The organism is Nocardia brasiliensis ATCC 700358, from assembly GCF_000250675.2.
Lineage (GTDB): Bacteria > Actinomycetota > Actinomycetes > Mycobacteriales > Mycobacteriaceae > Nocardia > Nocardia brasiliensis_B.
On sequence record NC_018681.1, the window covers coordinates 8438253 to 8458060 of the forward strand.

Annotated in this window: 15 protein-coding genes; 4 read left to right on the plus strand and 11 right to left on the minus strand. The window is 68.4% G+C overall.

Annotated features, from left to right (window positions below):
* Nucleotides 1–256: 256 nt before the first annotated feature.
* The 5 genes from O3I_RS37795 to sucC all read right to left on the minus strand — a co-directional run bounded on the left by O3I_RS37795 (nt 257) and on the right by sucC (nt 6196).
* Nucleotides 257–487: a hypothetical protein gene (locus O3I_RS37795; RefSeq protein ID WP_014988327.1), complete on the minus strand. Its 231-nt coding sequence runs from the start codon at nt 485–487 to the stop codon at nt 257–259.
* Nucleotides 488–521: 34 nt separating this feature from the next.
* Complete coding sequence (locus O3I_RS37800; protein ID WP_014988328.1) at nt 522–782, minus strand: hypothetical protein; 261 nt, start codon at nt 780–782, stop codon at nt 522–524.
* Between the two features lie 102 nt (nt 783–884).
* On the minus strand, nt 885–3860 hold the full coding sequence (locus O3I_RS37805) for an AfsR/SARP family transcriptional regulator (RefSeq protein WP_041563128.1): 2976 nt from the start codon (nt 3858–3860) through the stop codon (nt 885–887).
* A gap of 243 nt (nt 3861–4103) precedes the next feature.
* Nucleotides 4104–5018: a succinate--CoA ligase subunit alpha gene (sucD, locus tag O3I_RS37810; RefSeq protein ID WP_014988330.1), complete on the minus strand. Its 915-nt coding sequence runs from the start codon at nt 5016–5018 to the stop codon at nt 4104–4106.
* An 11-nt stretch (nt 5019–5029) separates the two neighbouring features.
* The gene (gene sucC / locus O3I_RS37815; RefSeq protein WP_014988331.1) at nt 5030–6196 is read right to left on the minus strand and encodes an ADP-forming succinate--CoA ligase subunit beta; all 1167 of its coding nucleotides are present in this window, start codon (nt 6194–6196) and stop codon (nt 5030–5032) included.
* 546 nt (nt 6197–6742) lie between these two features.
* Between sucC and O3I_RS43200 the strand changes: the two genes are divergently transcribed.
* Nucleotides 6743–7933: a M23 family metallopeptidase gene (locus O3I_RS43200; protein ID WP_014988332.1), complete on the plus strand. Its 1191-nt coding sequence runs from the start codon at nt 6743–6745 to the stop codon at nt 7931–7933.
* 1320 nt (nt 7934–9253) lie between these two features.
* On the opposite strand, the gene O3I_RS37830 is transcribed toward O3I_RS43200, so the two are convergent.
* On the minus strand, nt 9254–9631 hold the full coding sequence (locus O3I_RS37830) for a hypothetical protein (RefSeq protein WP_014988333.1): 378 nt from the start codon (nt 9629–9631) through the stop codon (nt 9254–9256).
* 92 nt (nt 9632–9723) lie between these two features.
* Nucleotides 9724–10188, minus strand: coding sequence for a hypothetical protein (locus O3I_RS37835; RefSeq protein ID WP_141692083.1), 465 nt, complete (start codon nt 10186–10188; stop codon nt 9724–9726).
* Between the two features lie 303 nt (nt 10189–10491).
* Here O3I_RS37835 and O3I_RS37840 point away from each other — a divergent pair, with 303 nt between their 5' ends.
* Nucleotides 10492–11871: a DUF1731 domain-containing protein gene (locus O3I_RS37840; protein ID WP_081594238.1), complete on the plus strand. Its 1380-nt coding sequence runs from the start codon at nt 10492–10494 to the stop codon at nt 11869–11871.
* A 94-nt stretch (nt 11872–11965) separates the two neighbouring features.
* Here the strand turns inward: O3I_RS37840 and O3I_RS37845 are convergent, their stop codons facing one another.
* Both O3I_RS37845 and pcrA read right to left on the minus strand, forming a co-directional pair.
* Entirely contained in the window at nt 11966–12391 is a 426-nt protein-coding gene (locus O3I_RS37845; protein ID WP_014988336.1) for a hypothetical protein, read from the minus strand.
* 68 nt (nt 12392–12459) lie between these two features.
* Nucleotides 12460–15066, minus strand: a complete 2607-nt coding sequence (gene pcrA / locus O3I_RS37850) for a DNA helicase PcrA (protein ID WP_014988337.1) — start codon at nt 15064–15066, stop codon at nt 12460–12462.
* Nucleotides 15067–15450: 384 nt separating this feature from the next.
* Here pcrA and O3I_RS37855 point away from each other — a divergent pair, with 384 nt between their 5' ends.
* Complete coding sequence (locus O3I_RS37855; RefSeq protein WP_014988338.1) at nt 15451–15744, plus strand: chorismate mutase; 294 nt, start codon at nt 15451–15453, stop codon at nt 15742–15744.
* A 138-nt stretch (nt 15745–15882) separates the two neighbouring features.
* On the opposite strand, the gene O3I_RS37860 is transcribed toward O3I_RS37855, so the two are convergent.
* On the minus strand, nt 15883–17337 hold the full coding sequence (locus O3I_RS37860) for an NAD-dependent succinate-semialdehyde dehydrogenase (protein ID WP_014988339.1): 1455 nt from the start codon (nt 17335–17337) through the stop codon (nt 15883–15885).
* Nucleotides 17338–17483: 146 nt separating this feature from the next.
* Here O3I_RS37860 and pgi point away from each other — a divergent pair, with 146 nt between their 5' ends.
* Nucleotides 17484–19121 carry a glucose-6-phosphate isomerase gene (pgi, locus tag O3I_RS37865; RefSeq protein ID WP_014988340.1) on the plus strand — a complete coding sequence of 546 codons (1638 nt, stop codon included), beginning with the start codon at nt 17484–17486 and terminating at the stop codon, nt 19119–19121.
* Between the two features lie 7 nt (nt 19122–19128).
* Here the strand turns inward: pgi and O3I_RS37870 are convergent, their stop codons facing one another.
* Nucleotides 19129–19797 carry a nucleoside/nucleotide kinase family protein gene (locus O3I_RS37870; protein ID WP_014988341.1) on the minus strand — a complete coding sequence of 223 codons (669 nt, stop codon included), beginning with the start codon at nt 19795–19797 and terminating at the stop codon, nt 19129–19131.
* Nucleotides 19798–19808: the final 11 nt, after the last annotated feature.

Here is a 19808-nt window from a genome sequence, read left to right on the forward strand (position 1 = left end):
TCGTCTCCTAGGTCGAGTCATACGTGGTCTGTGCTGGCTGGATCTTCTCCTGACGCTACTGCACTCACCCGCCCAGGTCACCCTCAACGGACCGGCCGTACGGCACGATCCTTCGTTTCCGAGCAGGTCGCGGGCCGTTTGCCGACGGCAAGCGCTACCTCGTGGAAGCAGTTCCCGCCACCGTGTCCGCCCAGGGACGCGCGACGGCCCGGAACCGTGTCTCCGAACGGACACGACGCCGGGCCATGGACGCCCCTCAGTACTGCGGCTTGATGTACCACGCCCCGGGGGCACCCTCGCAGGTGTAGTCGGCCCATTCGCCGTTCTCCATGCCGAGGTTGCCCTGGCGTTCACAGGTCGCCAGCTGTTCGTACGGGCCGAGACCGGTCTGCTCCGGGGCGGCCACGGCGATGCCGTCGGTCAGTCCGGCGCCGAACAGTCCGGCGAAGGTGATCGCGGCGACGGCCGCGAAACGTGCGATGGTCATATCGAATTCCTTCGTGGTCGGTCGATTGCGGTCGTCAGCGGGGGACGAGTCGCCAGGCGCCGTAACTGCCGACGCAGTCGAAGTCCTGCCACTCGCCGGCCTCGACGCCCTGGTTGCCGCGGCCGAGGCACTGGTGCTCGTATTCGAACGGGCCGAGGTTGCCGGGGGCGGCGGGGGCGGCCGAACCGCTGTCGAACGGCCCCGCGTGCGCGGGGGCGAGGGTGCCGAGCAAGCCGGCGACAGTCAGTGCGGCGGTCGCGGCGGCGCGGGCGGCCACAATGCGGGGAGTGATCATGATCGTTGCTTCCTGTGCGGGTGGATGGCGTTGTGCGAACCAGACTCCCGGCCGGCCGTCTCAGCGCGGTTTCACCTACATTTCACGAGGTAGGAAGCATTTTCACGACTGCGGTTCGGAGCCGGACAGCCGGTCGGCGTAGCGACGCCAGCCGAAACCCGCGGCGGCGAACTCGGCGCGGAGTTCGGCCCCTAGCGCGCGGGCGCCCGCGTGATCGCCCTCCGCCTGCCGCAATGTCACGGTGACCGCGCGGGCCGCGAGCAACGGCACCCCGGCCGGCGCGGCGGCCATGAACTCGTCGAGCAGCGCCCTGGCCGCGGCCGGTTCGCCCTTGGCGAGAAGCACGTCGGCCAGGTCGATCCTGGCGAAACCGGTCGGTTCCTCCTCGTGCGCGAGTGCGGCACGACAATAGGATTCCGCCGCGTCGAGCTGACCGGTGGCGAGTGCGGCCGCGGCACGGGTGAGATCGTTCAGCGGCAGGATCTGCCGATCGTCCAGGCGGCGCGCGTAACGATCGGACTCCGCCACGGCCGCGAGTGCCTCGTCCAGCCGGCCGAGTTCGAGCAGGGCTTTGGCCTGGTTGCTCAATCCTCGCGAAAGACCGTGCTCGTCCTCGTGCACCGCGTCCACCTTGGTGGAGCGGGTGTAGGCGGCCAGCGCCTCGGCCGGATCGCCCGCGTACAGCAGTGCCGTGCCGAGCGCGTCGGCGAACGACGCGCCCTGAGTGTCCCGCACGGCCAGATGTTCGCCCTGCTGCAAACGCTCGATCGCCTCGGACAACCTGCCGCGTTCGATGTCGACGATGCCCTGGTAGTACCGCACCGTCTGGGCGAGTTCCGCGTCGTCCAGCGGCTCGGCCACCGCGCTCGCGCGGGCCAGCTGCGCGGCGGCGGTATCGAGGTCCCCGGTCATCAAGGTGTGGAAACCGTAGTGGCTCAACGCCTCTGCCAGCTCGTGGGGCGTGAGGCCGGCTTCGGGCCCGGTCAGCACGACGTTTTGGGTCAGCACCGCGTAGTGGCGTTGCGCCTCTCGGAACCAGGCCCGGGCCAGCCAGGGCACGTGCATGTCGACCGCGAGCCGCAGGGCCTCGGCGGCGCGTGCCGTGCCCGGCGACTGTTCCAGTGCGGCCAGGATATTCGGCCACTCCGCGAAGACGGCCGCCACCGATTCGGCGGCGGCGAAATCGTCGGACGCGCCGATCGAGCGCACCAGATCGCGGCACCAGCGCAGGTGCCCGGCGCGCAGCTCCTCGGTCTCCGCGGCGGCGGCGAGCCGGGACAGGGCGTAGTCGCGCACCGTCTCCAGCAGCACGAATCTTCTTGTCGCCCCGACGTTCTGCACGGTGACCAGGCTCCGGTTCACCAGATCGGCGAGGGCGGGGGCGATATCGCCGGACTCGATGTCCGCATCCGGTAGCACCGCTTCGGCCGCCTCGAGCGTGCAGCCGCCCGCGAACACCCCGAGCCTGCGCAATACCGTCTGTTCCCGCTCGGCCAGTAGTTCGTGGCTCCAGTCCAGGGCGACGCGCAGGCTGGTGTGCCGCCCGCCTGCGGCGTCGCGCGCGCCGCCGACCAACAGTCGGACCCGGTCGTCGATCCGTTGGGCCAGTTGGGAAATCGTCAGCGTTCTGGTGAGACCGGCGGCCAGCTCGATGCCCAGCGGCAACCAGTCGACCGCGGCGCAGATCGCCACCAGCTCGTCCCGCTCGACCGCGGTCACCAGGCCGTGCAATCCGGCGCGCTCGATGAACAGCGCCACGCCGACGCTACGGTCCAGCGGCCCCAGCGGATACACCGACTCCCCCGGTACCCCGAGGGGCCGTTGCGAAGTGACCAGCACACTGAATCCCGCTGCGGCCGTGACGAGTTCGGCCACCGAGTCGAGGACGTGCTCGGCGTTGTCGAGCACCAGGAGCGCGCCGGGCGCCGCGCCGAGTGCCGCGACGATCCCGGGCAGCGGCCCGTTCGCATCGATCGCCCCCTCGGCGGCCAACCCGGCCGCGGCCAAAGCCGCTGCCACAGCGGGCAATACATCCTCGGCACGACCGAGCGGCGCCAGTTCGACCAGCACCACCGGCCGACCGGACGCGCTGATCGACCGCGCGAGTTCGGCGGCCAGTCGGGACTTGCCACTGCCCGCGACACCGACCAGCGTCGTGCGGGCCGGTTCGGCGAGCCGGGCAGTGAGCGTGGCGAATTCGCGACCACGACCGACGAAGCTGGTCAATGGCGCGGCCAGTACCGCACCCGGTCGCGGTTCGGCCACCGCCGAATCGCCGGTCTGCGCGGCGTTTTCGTCGAGGCGCGCCACGTCGATCGGCTCGGCGCTGCGACCCGCAGCGGCCCGCAGCGCCGGATCATGGTCCAGGATGCGCAGTTCCAGCTGCGCGGTGTCGGGTGCCGGGTCGACGCCCAACTCCTCCGACAGCGCGCGCCGCAACCGCGCCAGCCGTTCCAGTGCGTCGGCCTGCCGTCCGGTCCGATACAGCGCCAACGCCAGCAGACAGGACAGCGGTTCGTGCAGCGGATGCCGCGCCACCAGCCCGGTCAGCTCCGTGACCACCTCACCGGCCGCGCCTAGCTCGAGATTGGCCTCCAGGCCCGCCACGGTCAGCGACAATCGCCAATCGTCGAGCCGTTCGCCCTCGGCCGCCGCGAACGGAATGGTCCGCAGATCGGCGAGCGCGGGTCCACGCCACAGCGCGAGCGCCTCCCGCGCCGCGCTCGCCACGGTGCGGTAGTCACCCGCCCGGCGCGCGGTATGCAACCGCTGCGCGGCCGCCTCCGCATCGAGCAGATCCGTCGCGCTCACCCGCGCCTGATATCCCGCGGAGGTCCGTCCGATCACCTCCGCCAACGGTCCGAGCGCAGCGCGCAGCCGCGACACCACGACCCGCAGCCGCTGCACCGGCCGCTCGACCTCGGCCCCCCACAAATCCTCGGCCAGCCGCCCGTCCGGCACCGGAACGCGATTCGCCAACGCCAATCGCACCAACACTGCCCGTTCCAGCGGCCGATCGACGGTCACCGCGACACCGTCAGCCCACGCCTGCACTGGACCCAACACCAGCACATCCACGCTGACAAGCATGCCCTGTCCGATATGCCGCCGTCTGCTCGCGGCCGGTGAAAACTTCGCACTGAACCGAACACGGGTCTGTCTCGTATCCCCTACGCGGGCGCGGACCGTCCCGCGACCCGGAAATCCGCAGATGGTCGGTCAGGCCGCTCGGCTCCTGCCCAGGTCGAGCCCACCGCCATACATGACGAAGGCCGCCCCCGGAATCGGGAGGCGGCCTTCGTTCGGTGCTGCGCCGACGGGTTAAACCTCGACGCTGGCCTTCTCCAGGATCTCGCGAGCCAGCGCGGCGGTCTCGGACGGCGTCTTGCCGACCTTCACGCCCGCGGCCTCCAGCGCGTCCTTCTTGGCCTGGGCCGTGCCGGCCGAGCCGGAGACGATGGCGCCCGCGTGGCCCATGGTCTTGCCCTCGGGGGCGGTGAAGCCCGCGACGTAGCCGACGACCGGCTTGGTGACGTTGGCCTTGATGTAGGCCGCGGCCCGCTCCTCGGCGTCGCCGCCGATCTCGCCGATCATCACGATCAGCTTGGTCTCCGGGTCCTTCTCGAACGCCTCGATGGCGTCGATGTGGGTGGTGCCGATGACCGGGTCGCCGCCGATGCCGATGGCGGTGGAGAAGCCGAAATCACGCAGCTCGTACATCATCTGGTAGGTCAGGGTGCCGGACTTGGACACCAGGCCGACCGGGCCCTTGCCGGTGATGTTGGCCGGGGTGATGCCGACCAGCGCCTCGCCGGGGGTGATGATGCCCGGGCAGTTCGGGCCGATGATCCGGGTCTTGTTGCCCTTCTCCACGTTGTAGGCCCACGCGTACGCGGTGTCCTGCACCGGGATGCCCTCGGTGATGACCACCAGCAGCGGGATCTCCGCGTCGATGGCCTCGATGATGGCGTCCTTGGCGAACTTCGGCGGCACGAACGCGATGGAGACGTCGGCGCCGGTCTCCTTGATGGCCTCGGCGACGGTGCCGTACACCGGCAGCTCGACCGCGTTGCCGTCCTTGTCGGTGTGCGCGACGGTGGTGCCCGCCTTGCGCGCGTTGACGCCACCGACGACCTGGGTGCCGGCCTTGAGCATCAGCGCGGTGTGCTTGGTGCCCTCGCCACCGGTGATGCCCTGGACGATGACCTTCGAATCCTTGTTGAGGAAGATAGACATTTCCGGGTTCCTTACTTGGCCGCTGCCAGTTCGGCGGCCTTGTCGGCGCCTTCGTCCATTGTCTGCGCGAGCGTGATCAGCGGGTGCGCGGCATCGACGAGAATCTGCCTGCCCTCGTCCACCTTGTTGCCGTCGAGCCGGACGACCAGCGGCTTGTTCGCCTCGGCGCCCAGGATCTCCAGCGCCTTGACGATGCCGTTGGCGACCGCGTCGCAGGCGGTGATGCCACCGAAGACGTTCACGAACACGCTCTTGACCTGTGCGTCACCGAGGATGACGTCCAGGCCCGCGGCCATCACCTCGGCCGAGGCGCCGCCACCGATGTCGAGGAAGTTGGCGGGCTTGACGCCGCCGTGGTTCTCGCCCGCGTACGCGACCACGTCGAGGGTCGACATGACCAGACCGGCGCCGTTGCCGATGATGCCGACCTCACCGTCGAGCTTGACGTAGTTGAGGTCGTTCTCCTTGGCCTTGAGCTCCAAGGGATCGGTCGCGTCCTTGTCCGCGAAGGCCTCGTGGTCCGCGTGCCGGAACTCGGCGTTCTCGTCCAGGGTCACCTTGCCGTCCAGGGCGAGGATCTCGTCCTGCGGGGTGCGCACCAGCGGGTTGACCTCCACCAGGGTGGCGTCTTCCTTGACGAACACCTCCCACAGCTTCTGGATGGTCACGGCCGCGGCGTCGAGCACGTCGGCGGGCAGGTGGCCCTGCTCGGCGATCGAGCGGGCGAACGCGAGATCGACGCCCTTGACGGCGTCGACCGGAACCTTGGCGAGGCGCTCGGGCTTGGTCGCGGCGACCTCTTCGATCTCCATACCGCCTTCCACCGAGCACATGGCCAGGTAGGTGCGGTTGGACCGGTCGAGCAGGAAGGAGATGTAGTACTCCTCCGCGATGTCCTTGGCTTCGGCGACAAGGATCTTCTTGGTGATGTGGCCCTTGATGTCCAGGCCGAGGATGTTCTGCGCGTGCGTGAACGCGTCGTCCGCGGTCGCGGCGTACTTGACGCCGCCCGCCTTGCCACGGCCACCGGCCTTGACCTGAGCCTTGATCATCACCGGCTTGCCGATTTCCTCCGCGATGGCGCGGGCGTCCTCGGCCGTGTCCGTGACGCGGCCCTCGGACGAAGGCACTCCGTGCTTAACGAAGAGCTCCTTCGCCTGATATTCGAAGAGATCCATGTACTCACCGTCTCGTCTGCGTTGTGATGACAACGTCTTTGTTGGCGGCCCGACGTCGGAAGCGGGTCGGGTCGGACTCTAATCAGTCACATGGACGGCCAATCGGCCACGTTCATCCTAAGTGGCGCAGGTCACGGGCCGATACGCGCGGCGGAAAAACCGCTGGCCAACGCTACTCGCGAGTAGGTTGCTGGCACCGCGCCAGGTAGACCCGCCGAACCCGCGCACACGGCCGGATCTACTACACGTTGTCGTCGAAAAGTCTCGCCCGCGTGCCCAATGCACAGATAGATATTCCGTGCCATTAGCGTGATCAATCTCACATGTTCGGACAGATGGGCCGCAGCGCTTGCGGACCCTGCAATCGTTTCGTTACCGTCATTGCGGTCGATGTCACAGCACGGTCACGACTAGGAGGACGGCAAGCTTGACGCAGCACAGCACTCCGCAGATGGAGAGCCGTTCCGCAGTTGACCCGTCGAAGCCGCTGATCAGCAGGCACCTCGGCCCCGCGAACATCTCCCGCTTCACGATGTGGCACAGCCGATGAACCATCGCTCCGCCCTTATTCCTGAACATCGCGCCCGGACCGGTCATCGTTATCGCGACGACGAATCCTTCGGCGCGCAGGCGACATCCGGCACGTCCCGTGGTCCGTCGGTTGACCGGCAACGGAACTCGCTCTACGCCGCGCCCGCCGCGGCTGCGGCGCCGGTGGACTACAGCTCCCGCGACAACGCCTGGTCCACGAACGACTCGTGGTCCCAGCAGGATTCGTGGGCGCCGCAGGACGCCTGGTCGCAGCAGGAGTCCTGGTCCGACGGCGGTGCCTGGAACTCGGGTGAAGCTTGGAACTCCGGTGACGCCTGGGCCGAAGAAGAGACTTGGGCCCCTGAAGACGGCACCTGGGCGCCGGAAGAATCCTGGGCGCCAGAGGCCGAGCCCGAAACCCCGGACACTCCGGCCACACCGACCGTGATTCCCGGCCGCCGCGCCGCCAAACGCGGTGGCGCACATCGGCTGCCCGCCCCGCCCGCCGCCCTCAAGGGTCGCGCCGCGGTGGCCGCCGTCGCCGCCGGTGCCGTGGTCGCCGCCGGACAAGCCGCACTGGCCTCGCCGGAACAGCCGAGTCAAGCCGTCGACTACGAGGCCGCCGGGCAGATCCACGAGATCGCCGCCCAATCGGTCAGCCTCGCCGACCCCGCCGTCTCGACCGAGTCGCCGCAGATCCTCAACGCCTCCGGGCCGACCCACCTCGGCGACTTCAACGACATCCTGCAAAAGGGTCAGAAGTACGCGCAGGACATGGCCGCCGCGGAAGCCGCGAAACTGCGCCCCCTGTTCACCAAGTTCGCCGCCGGTAACTTCACCTCCGGTTTCGGCGCCCGCTGGGGCGTCCAGCATCTCGGCATCGACATCGCCGGCCCGATCGGCACCCCGATCGTCGCCGTCGCCGACGGCACCGTCATCGAAGCCGGCCCCGCCGCCGGCTTCGGCATGTGGGTCCGCCTGCTGCACGACGACGGCACCGTCACCATCTACGGCCACATCGACACCGCCACAGTCTCCCAGGGCCAGCGCGTCATGGCCGGCGACCAGATCGCCACCATCGGCAACCGCGGCTTCTCCACCGGCCCGCACTGCCACTTCGAAGTGTGGTTGAACGGTTCCGACAAGATCGACCCGGTGCCCTGGTTGGCGACCCGCGGGATCAGCCTGGGACCGCAGCGGGACTAGGTTCGGAGGTCGGGGTTTCCGTGCCGAAGGTGCAGTGAGACTAGGTTCGGGGTCCGTGCCGAAGGTGCAGCGAGACTAGGCTCGAGGTTCCGTGCCGAAGGTGCGCGGGGAGGGCTGACAAGCCGTGAGTTCGGTTCGGTGGACATAGGTTTCGGGTTGGTATGCCCGTTTTGCTTCGGCGTGGCCGTTCGTCGTTGACGTGGCCGTTCCGGCGCGTCGCGCCCGTTCCGGTTCGTCGCGCCCGTTCCGGTTCGTCGCGCCCGTTCCGATTCGTCGCGCCCGTCCCGGTTCGACGCGCCCGTTCCGGCTCGGCGTGGCCGTTCCGGCGCGGCGCGCCCGTTCTGGTTGACCCCGTTCCGCTTTCCATCCTGACTTGCTGCAGCCGTTGCGGCTCGCCGGCTCGGCGCACCCGTTCCGGTTCGCCGCGCCCGTCGCGGCACAGCGCACCCGTTCCGGTTTAGCTGCACCCGTTCCAGTCCGATACATCCGTTGCGGCTCGGCACATCCATTGCGGCTCGGCACACCCAGTCCGCTTGGCCGCACCCCATTCCAGTTCGCTGCACCCCCATTCCAGTTCGCTGCGCCCCCTTGCAGTTCGCTGCGCCCCCTTGCAGTTCGGCACACCCGTTACGGTCCGGCGGACCCGCTCCGGTTTCGCCGCGCCCGTCGCGGCACGGCGCACCCGTTCCGGTTTAGCTGCACCCGTTCCAGTCCGATACATCCGTTGCGGCGCGCCGCGCCCGTTGCGGCACAGCACACCCACTCCGCTTGGCCGCACCCCCGTTCCGGTTTAGCTGCACCCGTTCCAGCGTGGTCGTCTGGCTGTGGTTGCGTCTCGAGCGCCTCGGGAAGAACCGTGGTCGCCTCTCGAACGGCTCGGTAGGAGAAGGGGCTGCCGTTCGGTCTGAACCAAGCGACAGATAGGTGCGGGTTCACAGAGCGTGTACTCCCCTCACAGGGGCTATAGCCCCTGTGAGGCGTACAGAAGGTCTGTGCAACCTACCGCGCAGCCGCGCGAACCCCGCGTGTCCAACCCAAGCGACAGATAGGTGCGTGTCGACACGCGGAACCCCTCACATCCGCACCCTTTCTCGGGTTTCGCACCACTTCTGTGCTGACGCACGCGCTTTGGCATGCCACAGCAGGTGCGAGGAGCTAGAACGGGTGCGGGAAGCGGCGTGTCGCATGGCGGGTCGGGTTGGTTCATCAGGAGGACTTGGTGGCGGGGGTCTCTCGCTTGGCCGATGCCGCCACCAGGTCCTCCTGAGCGGCTGACCAGCTCTGGCAACGCGCGGAGTGGCGGGCGGGGCTGGGATCGGGTTAGGGGGTGCGCCAGGTTCCTTCTTCGCCCGGTTCGGGGAGGACCTTGCCGCCCTCCATGATCCAGCTGGCGGCGAATTCGATGAGGGTGATCTCGACGGCGGAAGGGTTGAGACCGGCGGCTGTGGCGATGGCGGATTGCATGGAGTGTTCGAGGCGGGCGAGCAGGTCGGGGGTGCGGTTCCCGCCGCCGCGTACGCCTGCGATGACGGACAGTTCGATGCCGGGGCGGAGGGCGTGGCCGTGGAGGAGGACCACGCTGACGAATTCGGAAGGGGCGCCGGTTATTTCGCAGTGGGTGGCGGTGACCGCAGCCGCGACGGCTGTGTGCGTGGCGGCATCTGGGCGGACGCGGCAAGCAATGTTGTAGAGCGGCATTCAACTCCGATCACGATTCGCGGAGATCGCGGGCCCCTGGTTGGAGTGGGAGGCAGCGAACGGGAGGGGCGGGCGACGTAGCCGACGACATGTCAACTCCGGAGGTGGTTCGCGGGGATCGCGAAGCGGCCCTGGGCGATTCGGGAGATGGCGAGGTGGGTGAGGGTGCGTAGGAGGAAGAGGGGGCGAGCGGCAGGACGGATGCGATCGCGGTTGAGTTGCAGGTAGCGGGCGAACAGCGAGGTGTCGACCAGCGCGAGCATGAGGTCGTTCGGACCGGCCCCGGTGACGGTGTTCCAGGCCTCGCTCATCGCGCGCATCGCAGGTTCGCGGCGGGCGGCAGGCAGGTTGTCCTCGGTTTCGACGAGCACCCACGACATGGTCGAAGAATGGTTGTCGGTGAAGGACTGGCCCGACGGGATCTCGCACCACACCGCGACCACACGCTCGCCGCCGTCCAGCGCCTGCCGGTAGGCGTCGGCCAAAGCACGCTCGGCAGCCCGACATCTAGACGGGCTCAAACTCCCCTGCTGGATCGTGCACAGTATCCGACGCACCGCTCCTCCTCACGAACCACGCCGTGGTCTCCCCGGACGGTAGTGCACCGATCGTTCTACTTCAAGAGCGCACCGTCCGCACCAGCACAAACCTCCTTCTCATGGCGATCGAAAGCGCACACAAACCCGCCCGAGCAACAGCACAGATGACCGTGCACATGTACGTACACCTCGCCCCGCATCCGGACAGTCGCACCTGCGCAAACCTCGATGCACGCGAATAGCCGAGGTGGGGTGTGGGTGAGGGGTGGGGTGATGATGCGCACGTACTGTTCGGCGGCGGGTGGGGCTAGCGTCGGGAGTATGGCTAGTACAACGGTGTACACCCAGTTTCTCGCGGCACCAACGGATGTCGTTTGGGGGGTGGTGGGGGATCCGCGGCGGTGGCCGGAGTGGAATCCCGCGGTGACCTCGGTTCGGCTGCATGGGCCGGTCGCGGTGGGCACGACGGGCGACTACCTGCCCAGGGGGCGGGTTTTCGAGGCGTTGCACGGGCGGACGGCGCCGCCATTCGTGATCAGCACGTTGGTACCGGGGCGGGCGCTGGCGATCGAGCAGCCGGAACCGGCGGGCCGGATGCGACTGGCGTGGACGTTGACGCCGCGTGATGGCGGGACCGAGATCACGCAGGAACTCACCTTCACCGGGCCTTCGGCCGGGATCACCCGGGCAGTGGTCGGTTCGCTGCTGGAGGCCGATGTCCGCGTCTGCTTCGCACGACTCGCCCGCTTGGCCGGTCTGGAACCTGCGGCGCAGGCCATGTCGGTCGTAATCGCCGGGGGCACCGGCGCATTGGGCAAGCACCTAGCCGCCGACCTGACCTGCCGCGGGCACCGCGTGACGATTCTCACCCGGCGGCGCGATCCCGGGCTACCGTTCACGCAAGTGGAATGGGACGGCAGGACCGTCGGCAATTGGGTTGCTGCCCTGCGCAATCCAGGCCAGACCGCGATCATCAACCTGGCGGGCAAGCTGGTCGATTGCCGGCCGACGCAGCGCAATGTCGACGAATTGCGGCGCAGCCGGGTGGATTCCACTCGCGCACTGGTTGCGGCGGCCGCCACGCTGGAGCAGCCGATCGACTACTGGGTGCAGGCCAGCACCACCGCCATCTGGTCGGACGCGGGCGAAACCCGTTGCACGGAAACAACTCCGCTGCCGGTCGGATTGCCGCAGATGACGGGGGTGGCACAGCCGTGGGAGCAGGCGTTCGAGGGGGCGAACGCCGCACACTCGACGGTGCTGCGCACCTCGATCGTGCTCGACCCGCAGGCGCCCGCGCTGAAACGACTGAGCCAGTTGACGAAAGCCGGGCTCGGCGGCCGGGTAGGCCCGGGCGACCAGTGGTTCAGCTGGATCCATGTGGAGGACTGGCTCGCTATCGTTCGCGCCGCCCTCGGCTTGGCTCCGGCGGTGTCGCTGCCGGATGGAATCCTGGTGGCCGCCACCGATTTTCCGGTGCGCAACCGCGATTTGATGGCCGCACTGCGCAGGCACCTGCACCGTCCGCCCGCACCGCCCACGCCCACCGCGATCCTGAAGATCGGCGCGGTCTTCCTCCGCACCGACCCCGCACTCGGACTCACCGGCCGCCACGCCACCTCAGAGGTGCTCCGCAACAACGGATTCGTCTTCCGCTACCCCACCCTCGACGAGGCACTGACAGACCTCCTCCCCCGCTGAAACAAACCCCGAATCCTCCGCAATCACCTCCTACACCGATCGACCGCGCGCCCCGAGCACGGCCACGCCGCACGGTGCCGACGCAACGAGTCCCCTACGGAACAGCGCTGATCGCCAACCCGATCAGCCCTACCACCTTCACCACTTCCAACCCGATGTACCAGAAATGCGCATGGGAGCGGGGCAGGTCTTCCCCTGCCAGCACCCGGTCGGCTCGTTTGCTGAGTGGTGGGCGCACCAGCACGATCTGCCCTGCCAGTACGACGACGGCGAGGAGCAACCATATCCAGGTGCCGGTGGTTGCCCCGACGATCGCCGCTGCGATCACCAGCAGCACCGCGAGTACCGCTTCGACGGCGTTCAGTACGCGGAACACCAAGCGCCCGATGCCCAGGCCGAGCGGCACTGTGATCCCGGGCGCACGGAACTTCAGTGGCGCCTCGAGGAACGAGATAGCCAGCACCATGCCCAGCCACAGCATCGGGAACAACCACAGGATGTGCTGCGCGACCGTGTCCATGGTCCGGACCCTACCGCCGTGCCCGGGCCGTACGACAGGGCCGAACAGCCCTGCCGCACGACCGCGGTTCAGAGTTTGACGAGCGTCCTGCTGTATTGCGGGATGAGCCGGATCTTGCCGGCGGTGCCGAAGTCGATGGTGACGGTCGCCAACGGGCCGAAGCCCTCGGCGGCGACCACCTTGCCGAGGCCGTACTTGTCGTCGCTGACCCGATCGCCCACGGCGAGTACCAGATTCGCGTTGTTCTTGCCGACGGCACCGGGCGCCGGACGACGCGGACCCCGATCGGGACGCACGCCGGGGCGTTCGGACCAGCCGTCGCCGCGGGTCCAGTCGCGTTCCATGCCGTCGCTGTCGCCGCGCCTGCGGATGCCCCGGCTCGCCGGGGATCCGGCGGGCTCCAGTCGCCGCCAATCGATCAGGTGGCCCGGAATCTCTTGGAGAAAGCGGGATTCCGGGTTGGACACCGGTTGTCCCCAACCGGAGCGCACGACCGCGCGACTCAGGTACAGCCGCTTCCTGGCCCGGGTGATGCCGACGTAGGCGAGGCGGCGTTCCTCGGCCAGTTCGGTCGGGTCGCCGAGTGCCCGCATGTGCGGGAACTGGCCGTCTTCCCAACCGGTCACGAACACCACGGGGAACTCCAGGCCCTTGGCCGTGTGCAGCGTCATCATGGTGACCACGCCGGTGCCTTCGTCCGGGATCTGGTCGGTGTCGGCGACCAGCGAGACCCGTTCGAGGAACGCGGCGAGCGATCCGGGGTCGGGTTCGCCCTCGGCGACCTCGGGCAGCAGTCCCTCTTCCCGGGCCGCCTCCGCGTTGTTGGGTGCTTCGGAGCTGAATTCCCGTGCGACGCTGACGAGTTCGTTGAGATTGTCCAGCCGGGCGCCGTCCTGCGGATCGTCGGAGGCCTCCAGTTCGCCGCGGTAGCCGGTGCGCTCCAGCACCGCGTCGACCACGTTCCCGACGTCGGGGAAATCCAGGTCCTCCTGCACGCCCGCGGCCCGGATCTCCTCGAGCAGGTCGAGGAAGCCGGCGATCGCGCGCTGGGCCCTGGTGTTCAGCAGCGCCACTTTGCCGTCCGCCGCGTCCCGCAGCGCCGCGGCGAACCCGATGCCACGCTGTTCGGCGTGCACGGCGACGCAGGCTTCGGCCCGGTCGCCGATACCGCGACGTGGCGTGTTGAGGATCCGGCGCAGGCTCACCGCATCGTCGGGGTTCTCCAGCACCCGCAGATACGCGACGATGTCGCGGACCTCCTTGCGCTCGTAGAACCGGACGCCGCCGACCACCTTGTACGGCAGGCCCATCCGGATGAAGATCTCTTCCAGCGCCCGGGAGTTGTTGTTGGTCCGGTAGAACACCGCGACGTCGGAGTAGTTGGCTTCGCCCTGATCGACCAGCCGATCGATCTCCCGCGCCACGAACGACGCCTCGTCGTGTTCGTTGTCGGCGACGTAGCCGGTGATCAGGTCGCCTTCGCCGGAGTCGGTCCACAGTTTCTTGTCGCGCCGGTTCTCGTTGCGCGAGATCACCGCGTTGGCCGCGGAGAGAATGTGCTGGGTGGACCGGTAGTTCTGTTCCAGCAGAATGGTTTCCGCGTCGGGGAAGTCGCGCTCGAACTCTTCGATGTTGCGGATGGTGGCGCCGCGGAACGCGTAGATCGACTGGTCCGCGTCACCCACCACGCACAGTTCACTCGGCGGCGCCTGATCCTCGTTGCGCTCGGCCCGGTGATGTCCGACGAGTTCGCGCACCAGCACGTATTGCGCGTGGTTGGTGTCCTGGTATTCGTCGACCAGCACATGCCGGAAGCGGCGCCGGTAGTACTCGGCCACCTGCGGGTGGTTCTGCAGCAGGGCCACCGTCTCGCCGATCAGGTCGTCGAAGTCGAGTGCGTTGGCCGCGCGCAGCCGCCGCTGGTACTCGACGTAGACCCGCGCGACCAGGGCGGGTAGTTCGGTTTCGTCCGACTCTGCGTCCGCGGTGGCCTGCTGTGGCCCGATGAGCTCGTTCTTGAGATTCGAGATCGCGGTGGCCAGCAGTCGTGCCGTGTATTTCTTCGTGTCGATATCGAAGTCACGACTGATCATGGTGAGCAGTCGCCGCGAATCATCGGCATCGTAGATGGAGAAATTCGAATTCATGCCCGGCAACAGGGCGGCTTGCATGCGCAATATTCGGACACAACTGGAGTGGAACGTCGATACCCACATGTTGTTCGCCCGCGGACCGACCAGTCCGGTCACCCGCTCCCGCATCTCGGCAGCAGCCTTGTTGGTGAACGTGATCGCGAGCACCTGGCCGGGCGTCACGCCGCGCGCGGCGAGCAGGTAGGCGATGCGGCGGGTGAGCACGGCGGTCTTGCCCGACCCGGCACCGGCCACGATCAGCAGCGGGGCGCCACTGTGCACAACCGCGGCGCGCTGCTGCGGATTGAGCCCGTCGAGCAGGCGCTCGGCTTCTTCGGCGCGCCGACGCTCCCGTTCGACACGCCGTTGCTCCTGCTCGTCGACCGACGGCGGCGGTTCCGGAACCGGCGCTCGCACCGCACGCACCTCCTCGACAGCCGACCGCGCTTGCTCGGCGTTACCACCGGTGACCTGCGGGTTATGGATCGAATCCGGCCGTGGGGCGCGACCGGCCTGCGTCTGGGGAGCCACCGTGATGTCCATCGTCCATCCACGCTACCGGCGCGCACCGACAGAGTTGAAGTCCCGGGTTGTCTCGCTGACGGTTCGGTGCCGCGCCGGCGAACGGACGGTGAACTCGCCCGGCCGCCCGTGCGATGAAACCGTGTCCTTCTTCTCAGCAGATTCACAAAACCAAACGTTTTGCACAACCCCGGGGTCGTGGCAGACTGGCCAGATGATCAGTGGTCCTGCGATACCCCCGTTTCGGTTAACAACCGGATATCGTCATCGCGGCACTTGTATCTGAGCGCACATCCTGGGGGGACAATTCGAAGGCCCTACCAGGTCTGTTTCACGGTGAAAGAACCGATCGGTAACGAGCCGGGCTCACCCGCCGATCCATGTTCTGACACGAGGAGATGAATGATGAGCACCCCCGCAACGACGACTGGGTCCGATTCGGCACTGCCGCAGAGCGACGCGGAGATCGACAAGCTCCGTAAGGAGATCGATCGCCTCGACGCGGAGATCCTTGCCGCCATCAAGCGCCGCACGGAGATCTCCCGGATCATCGGCCGGACGCGGATGGCCTCCGGTGGCCCTCGGCTCGTGCACAACCGGGAGATGAAGGTGCTGGAGCGGTTCAGCGAACTCGGCCAGGAAGGCCACACCCTCGCCATGCTCCTGCTGCGCCTCGGGCGCGGCCGTCTCGGTCACTGACCGGGCAGCCCTCAACCCCCTTTCGAACAGTCCTCCTCGGCCGCCACAGGCGGCCCCAGACCCATGCGGCTATCGTTCGACAACCGCATTCCCAAGGCCGCCCCGGGTGTATCTCACCCCGGGGCGGTCGTTTTCTGCTCAGGTGAGGGCGATGTACTTGGTGGAGAGGTATTCCTCGATACCTTCGGTGCCGCCCTCCCGGCCGAAGCCGGAGGCTTTGACGCCGCCGAAAGGCGCTGCGGGGTCGGAGATTACGCCGCGGTTGATGCCGACCATGCCGGATTCGAGGCCCTCGGCGACGCGCAGGGCGCGGTCGAGGTCGCGGGTGTAGACGTAGCTGACGAGGCCGAACTCGGTGTCGTTGGCGGCGGCGAGGCCCTGCTCCTCGGTGCTGAAGCCGACGATCGGCGCGACCGGTCCGAACACCTCTTCGGTGAGGATCCTGGCCTGGGCCGGCACGTCGGTGAGGATGGTCGCGGGGTAGAACCAGCCGGGGCCGCCCGGGGCCTTGCCGCCGAGCCGGAGCTGGGCGCCCTTGGCCACGGCGTCCTCGACGAGCGCGCTGACGGTGTCGAGCTGTTCTTCGTTGATCAGCGGGCCGAGGGTGGTGTCCGGGTCGGTGCCGGGGCCGAGGACAACGCTGTTGCTCATCGCCTCGACCAGTTTGGTGGTGAACTCCTCGAGCACCCCCTGCTGCACGTGGAAGCGGTTGGCCGCGGTGCACGCCTCGCCGCCGTTGCGCAGTTTCGCCAGCATCGCGCCCTGGACGGCCGCGTCGACGTCGGCGTCGTCGAACACCACGAACGGCGCGTTGCCGCCGAGTTCCATCGAGGTGCGCAGCAGACCGTTGGCCGAGCTCTGCACCAGTTTCTTGCCCACCTCGGTGGAGCCGGTGAAGGTGAGCTTGCGCAACCGCGGATCATCGATCAGCGGCTGGGTGACCGCACCGGAACGGCTCGACGTGATCACCGAGAGCACCCCGTCGGGCAGCCCGGCCTCGCTGCACAGCCGGGCCAGCGCCAGCATCGTCAGCGGGGTCGCCGAGGCGGGTTTGACGATCATGGTGCAGCCCGCGGCCAGCGCCGGGCCGATCTTGCGGGTGCCCATGGCCAGCGGGAAGTTCCACGGCGTGATCGCCAGGCACGGCCCGACCGGCTGCTTGTGCACCATGATCCGGCCGGTGCCGGAGGGCGCGTGCAGGTAGCGGCCGTGCACCCGCACGGCTTCCTCGCTGAACCAGCGGAAGAACTCCGCGCCGTATTTGACCTCGTTGCGGCTCTCCGGCAGCGCCTTGCCCATTTCCAGGGTCATCAGCAGCGCGAATTCCTCGGCCCGCGCGGTGATCTGCTCGAACACGGTGCGCAGGATCTCGCCGCGCTCGCGCGAGGGCCGCGCCGCCCAATCGGCCTGCACGGCGACGGCCGCGTCCAGCGCGCGCACCGCGTCTTCGGGTGTCGCGTCGGCGACCTGGGCCAGCACCTCCCCGGTCGCCGGATTGTGCACCGGGAAGGTGCCGCCACCGGTGGCCGCGACGGGCCCACCGATCCACAGTTGCGTCGGGACGGATTCGAGAACTTCGCGTTCGGACACCATGGGCCCAGAGTAATCACCGAGCACCGCGACAGCCCTTGCGATCAGGCCGGATATGGCCGGTATGTCGGATGGATGGCGCGCCACGGTCAACGCTCCGGCAGAGATTGCCGTGCGCGGACGGTGGGCGATGAGTAACCTCGGCGATCGTGAGCAGCGACATCACCGCGACGGCGGCCTGGCGGAAACTGCAAGAGCATTTCGACGCGATCGCGGGGCAGCACCTGCGGGAGATCTTCGCCGACGACCCGGCCCGCGGCAGCGAGCTGACGGTCGACGTGGCAGACCTGCACATCGACTACAGCAAGCACCGCGTCACGCGGGAAACCTTGCACCTGCTGGTCGAATTGGCGCGCGAGGCGGAGGTGGCCGAGCATCGGGACGCGATGTTCGCGGGCGCGCACATCAACACCTCCGAGGATCGCGCGGTCGCTCACGTCGCCCTGCGGGTGCCGGCGGGCGAGTCCGTCGTCGTCGACGGCGCAGACGCCGGCGCCGAGGTGCACGAGGTGCTGCGGCGGATGGGCGAATTCACCGACGCGGTACGGGCGGGCGAGTGGCGCGGCGCCACCGGTGCGCGCATCGAGACCGTGGTCAATATCGGCATCGGCGGGTCGGATCTCGGGCCGGTGATGGTGTATCAGGCGCTGCGGCATTACGCCGACGCCGGTGTCGCGGCCCGGTTCGTCTCCAATGTCGACCCGGCCGACCTGGTGGCGAAGCTGGCCGGACTCGACCCCGCCACCACGCTGTTCATCGTCGCGTCCAAGACCTTCTCCACGCTGGAAACCTTGACCAACGCCACCGCGGCCCGCCGCTGGCTGGTGGCGGCCCTGGGCGAGGACGCGGTCGCCAAGCACTTCGTCGCGGTTTCGACCAATGCCGAACGGGTGGCCGAGTTCGGCATCGACACCGCCAACATGTTCGGTTTCTGGGACTGGGTCGGCGGACGCTACTCGGTGGATTCCGCGATCGGGCTCGCCGTGATGGCGGCCATCGGCAAGGAGCGTTTCGCCGAGTTCCTGGCGGGCATGCACGCCGTGGACGAGCACTTCGCACACGCGCCGCTCGACGCGAACGCGCCGGTGCTGCTCGGCCTGCTCGGCGTCTGGTACTCGAACTTCTTCGGCGCGCAATCGCATGCGGTGCTGCCCTATTCGAACGATCTCGCACGCTTCCCGGCGTACCTGCAGCAGCTCACGATGGAGTCGAACGGCAAGTCGGTGCGAGCCGACGGTACGCCGGTCAGTACCGCCACCGGCGAAATCTTCTGGGGCGAGCCGGGAACCAACGGACAGCACGCGTTCTATCAACTGCTGCACCAGGGCACGCGTCTGGTACCGGCGGATTTCATCGGATTCGCCCGTCCCACCGACGATCTGCCCACCCGGGACGGCACCGGCAGCATGCACGACATCTTGATGAGCAACCTGTTCGCGCAGACCAAGGTGCTCGCGTTCGGCAAGACCGCCGAGGAGATCGCGGCCGCGGGCACCGACCCGAAAGTGGTGCCGCACAAGGTGATGCCTGGCAACCGGCCGAGCACCACCATCCTCGCCGCGCAGCTGACGCCGTCGGTGGTCGGCCAGTTGATCGCGCTGTACGAGCATCAGGTGTTCGTGGCGGGCGCCATCTGGGGCATCGACAGCTTCGACCAGTGGGGCGTCGAGCTCGGCAAGCAGCAGGCGCTCGAGCTGGCGCCCCTGCTCAGCTCACCGGAAGAGCCCGCACCGCAAGGAGATTCGTCGACCGACGCACTCATCCGGTGGTACCGCGACCAGAAATAGCCGCGCATCAGCGCTCGTAGTGCCTGCCGCGCTGGTAGAGCACGAGATCGGCGCGCGACCTTGTGGCCGCGATGAGATCGGCGTTGCGCAGGTCGCTCTCGCGCACCTTGACCCCGGCCGCCGCCGGGGTGCGGCCGCCGTGCACGTGCCGGTCCAGCAGCCGTTGTTCCAGCACGTCTCGCGGGGCGTCGAGGTACCAGCATTCGTCGAGCAGCAGGCGGACCGCCGACCACTGCCGGTCCGCGACATCGTCGAGCAGCAGGTAGTTGCCCTCGACGATCGCGATGGTCTGCCGGTCGAACACGATGCCCGCCGGCGTCGGGTCGTCCAGGGTGCGGTCGAAGACCGGCCACGGCACCGCCGTGCCGACACGGGTATCCCGCAGCAGCCGCAGGTTCGCGAGGAAACCCGCCGTATCGAAGGTGTCCGGTTCGCCTTTGCGCGCAAGGCTTTCCGTGGCCCGCAGGACGGCGTTGGTCCGGTGATAGCCGTCCATCGGCGCGATCTCGGCGATCGGGGCCGCGGCCTCGTCGTTCAGCGCGTCGCGCAACGTCACCGACAGGGTGGACTTTCCCGCCCCCGGCGGACCCGCGATGCCCAGCAGATATCGGCCGTCGCGACCGGCGGCGTGCGCGCGCACCCGTTCGGCGAGCGCCGACAGCGATGGATTGTCCACCGTCGCACCCT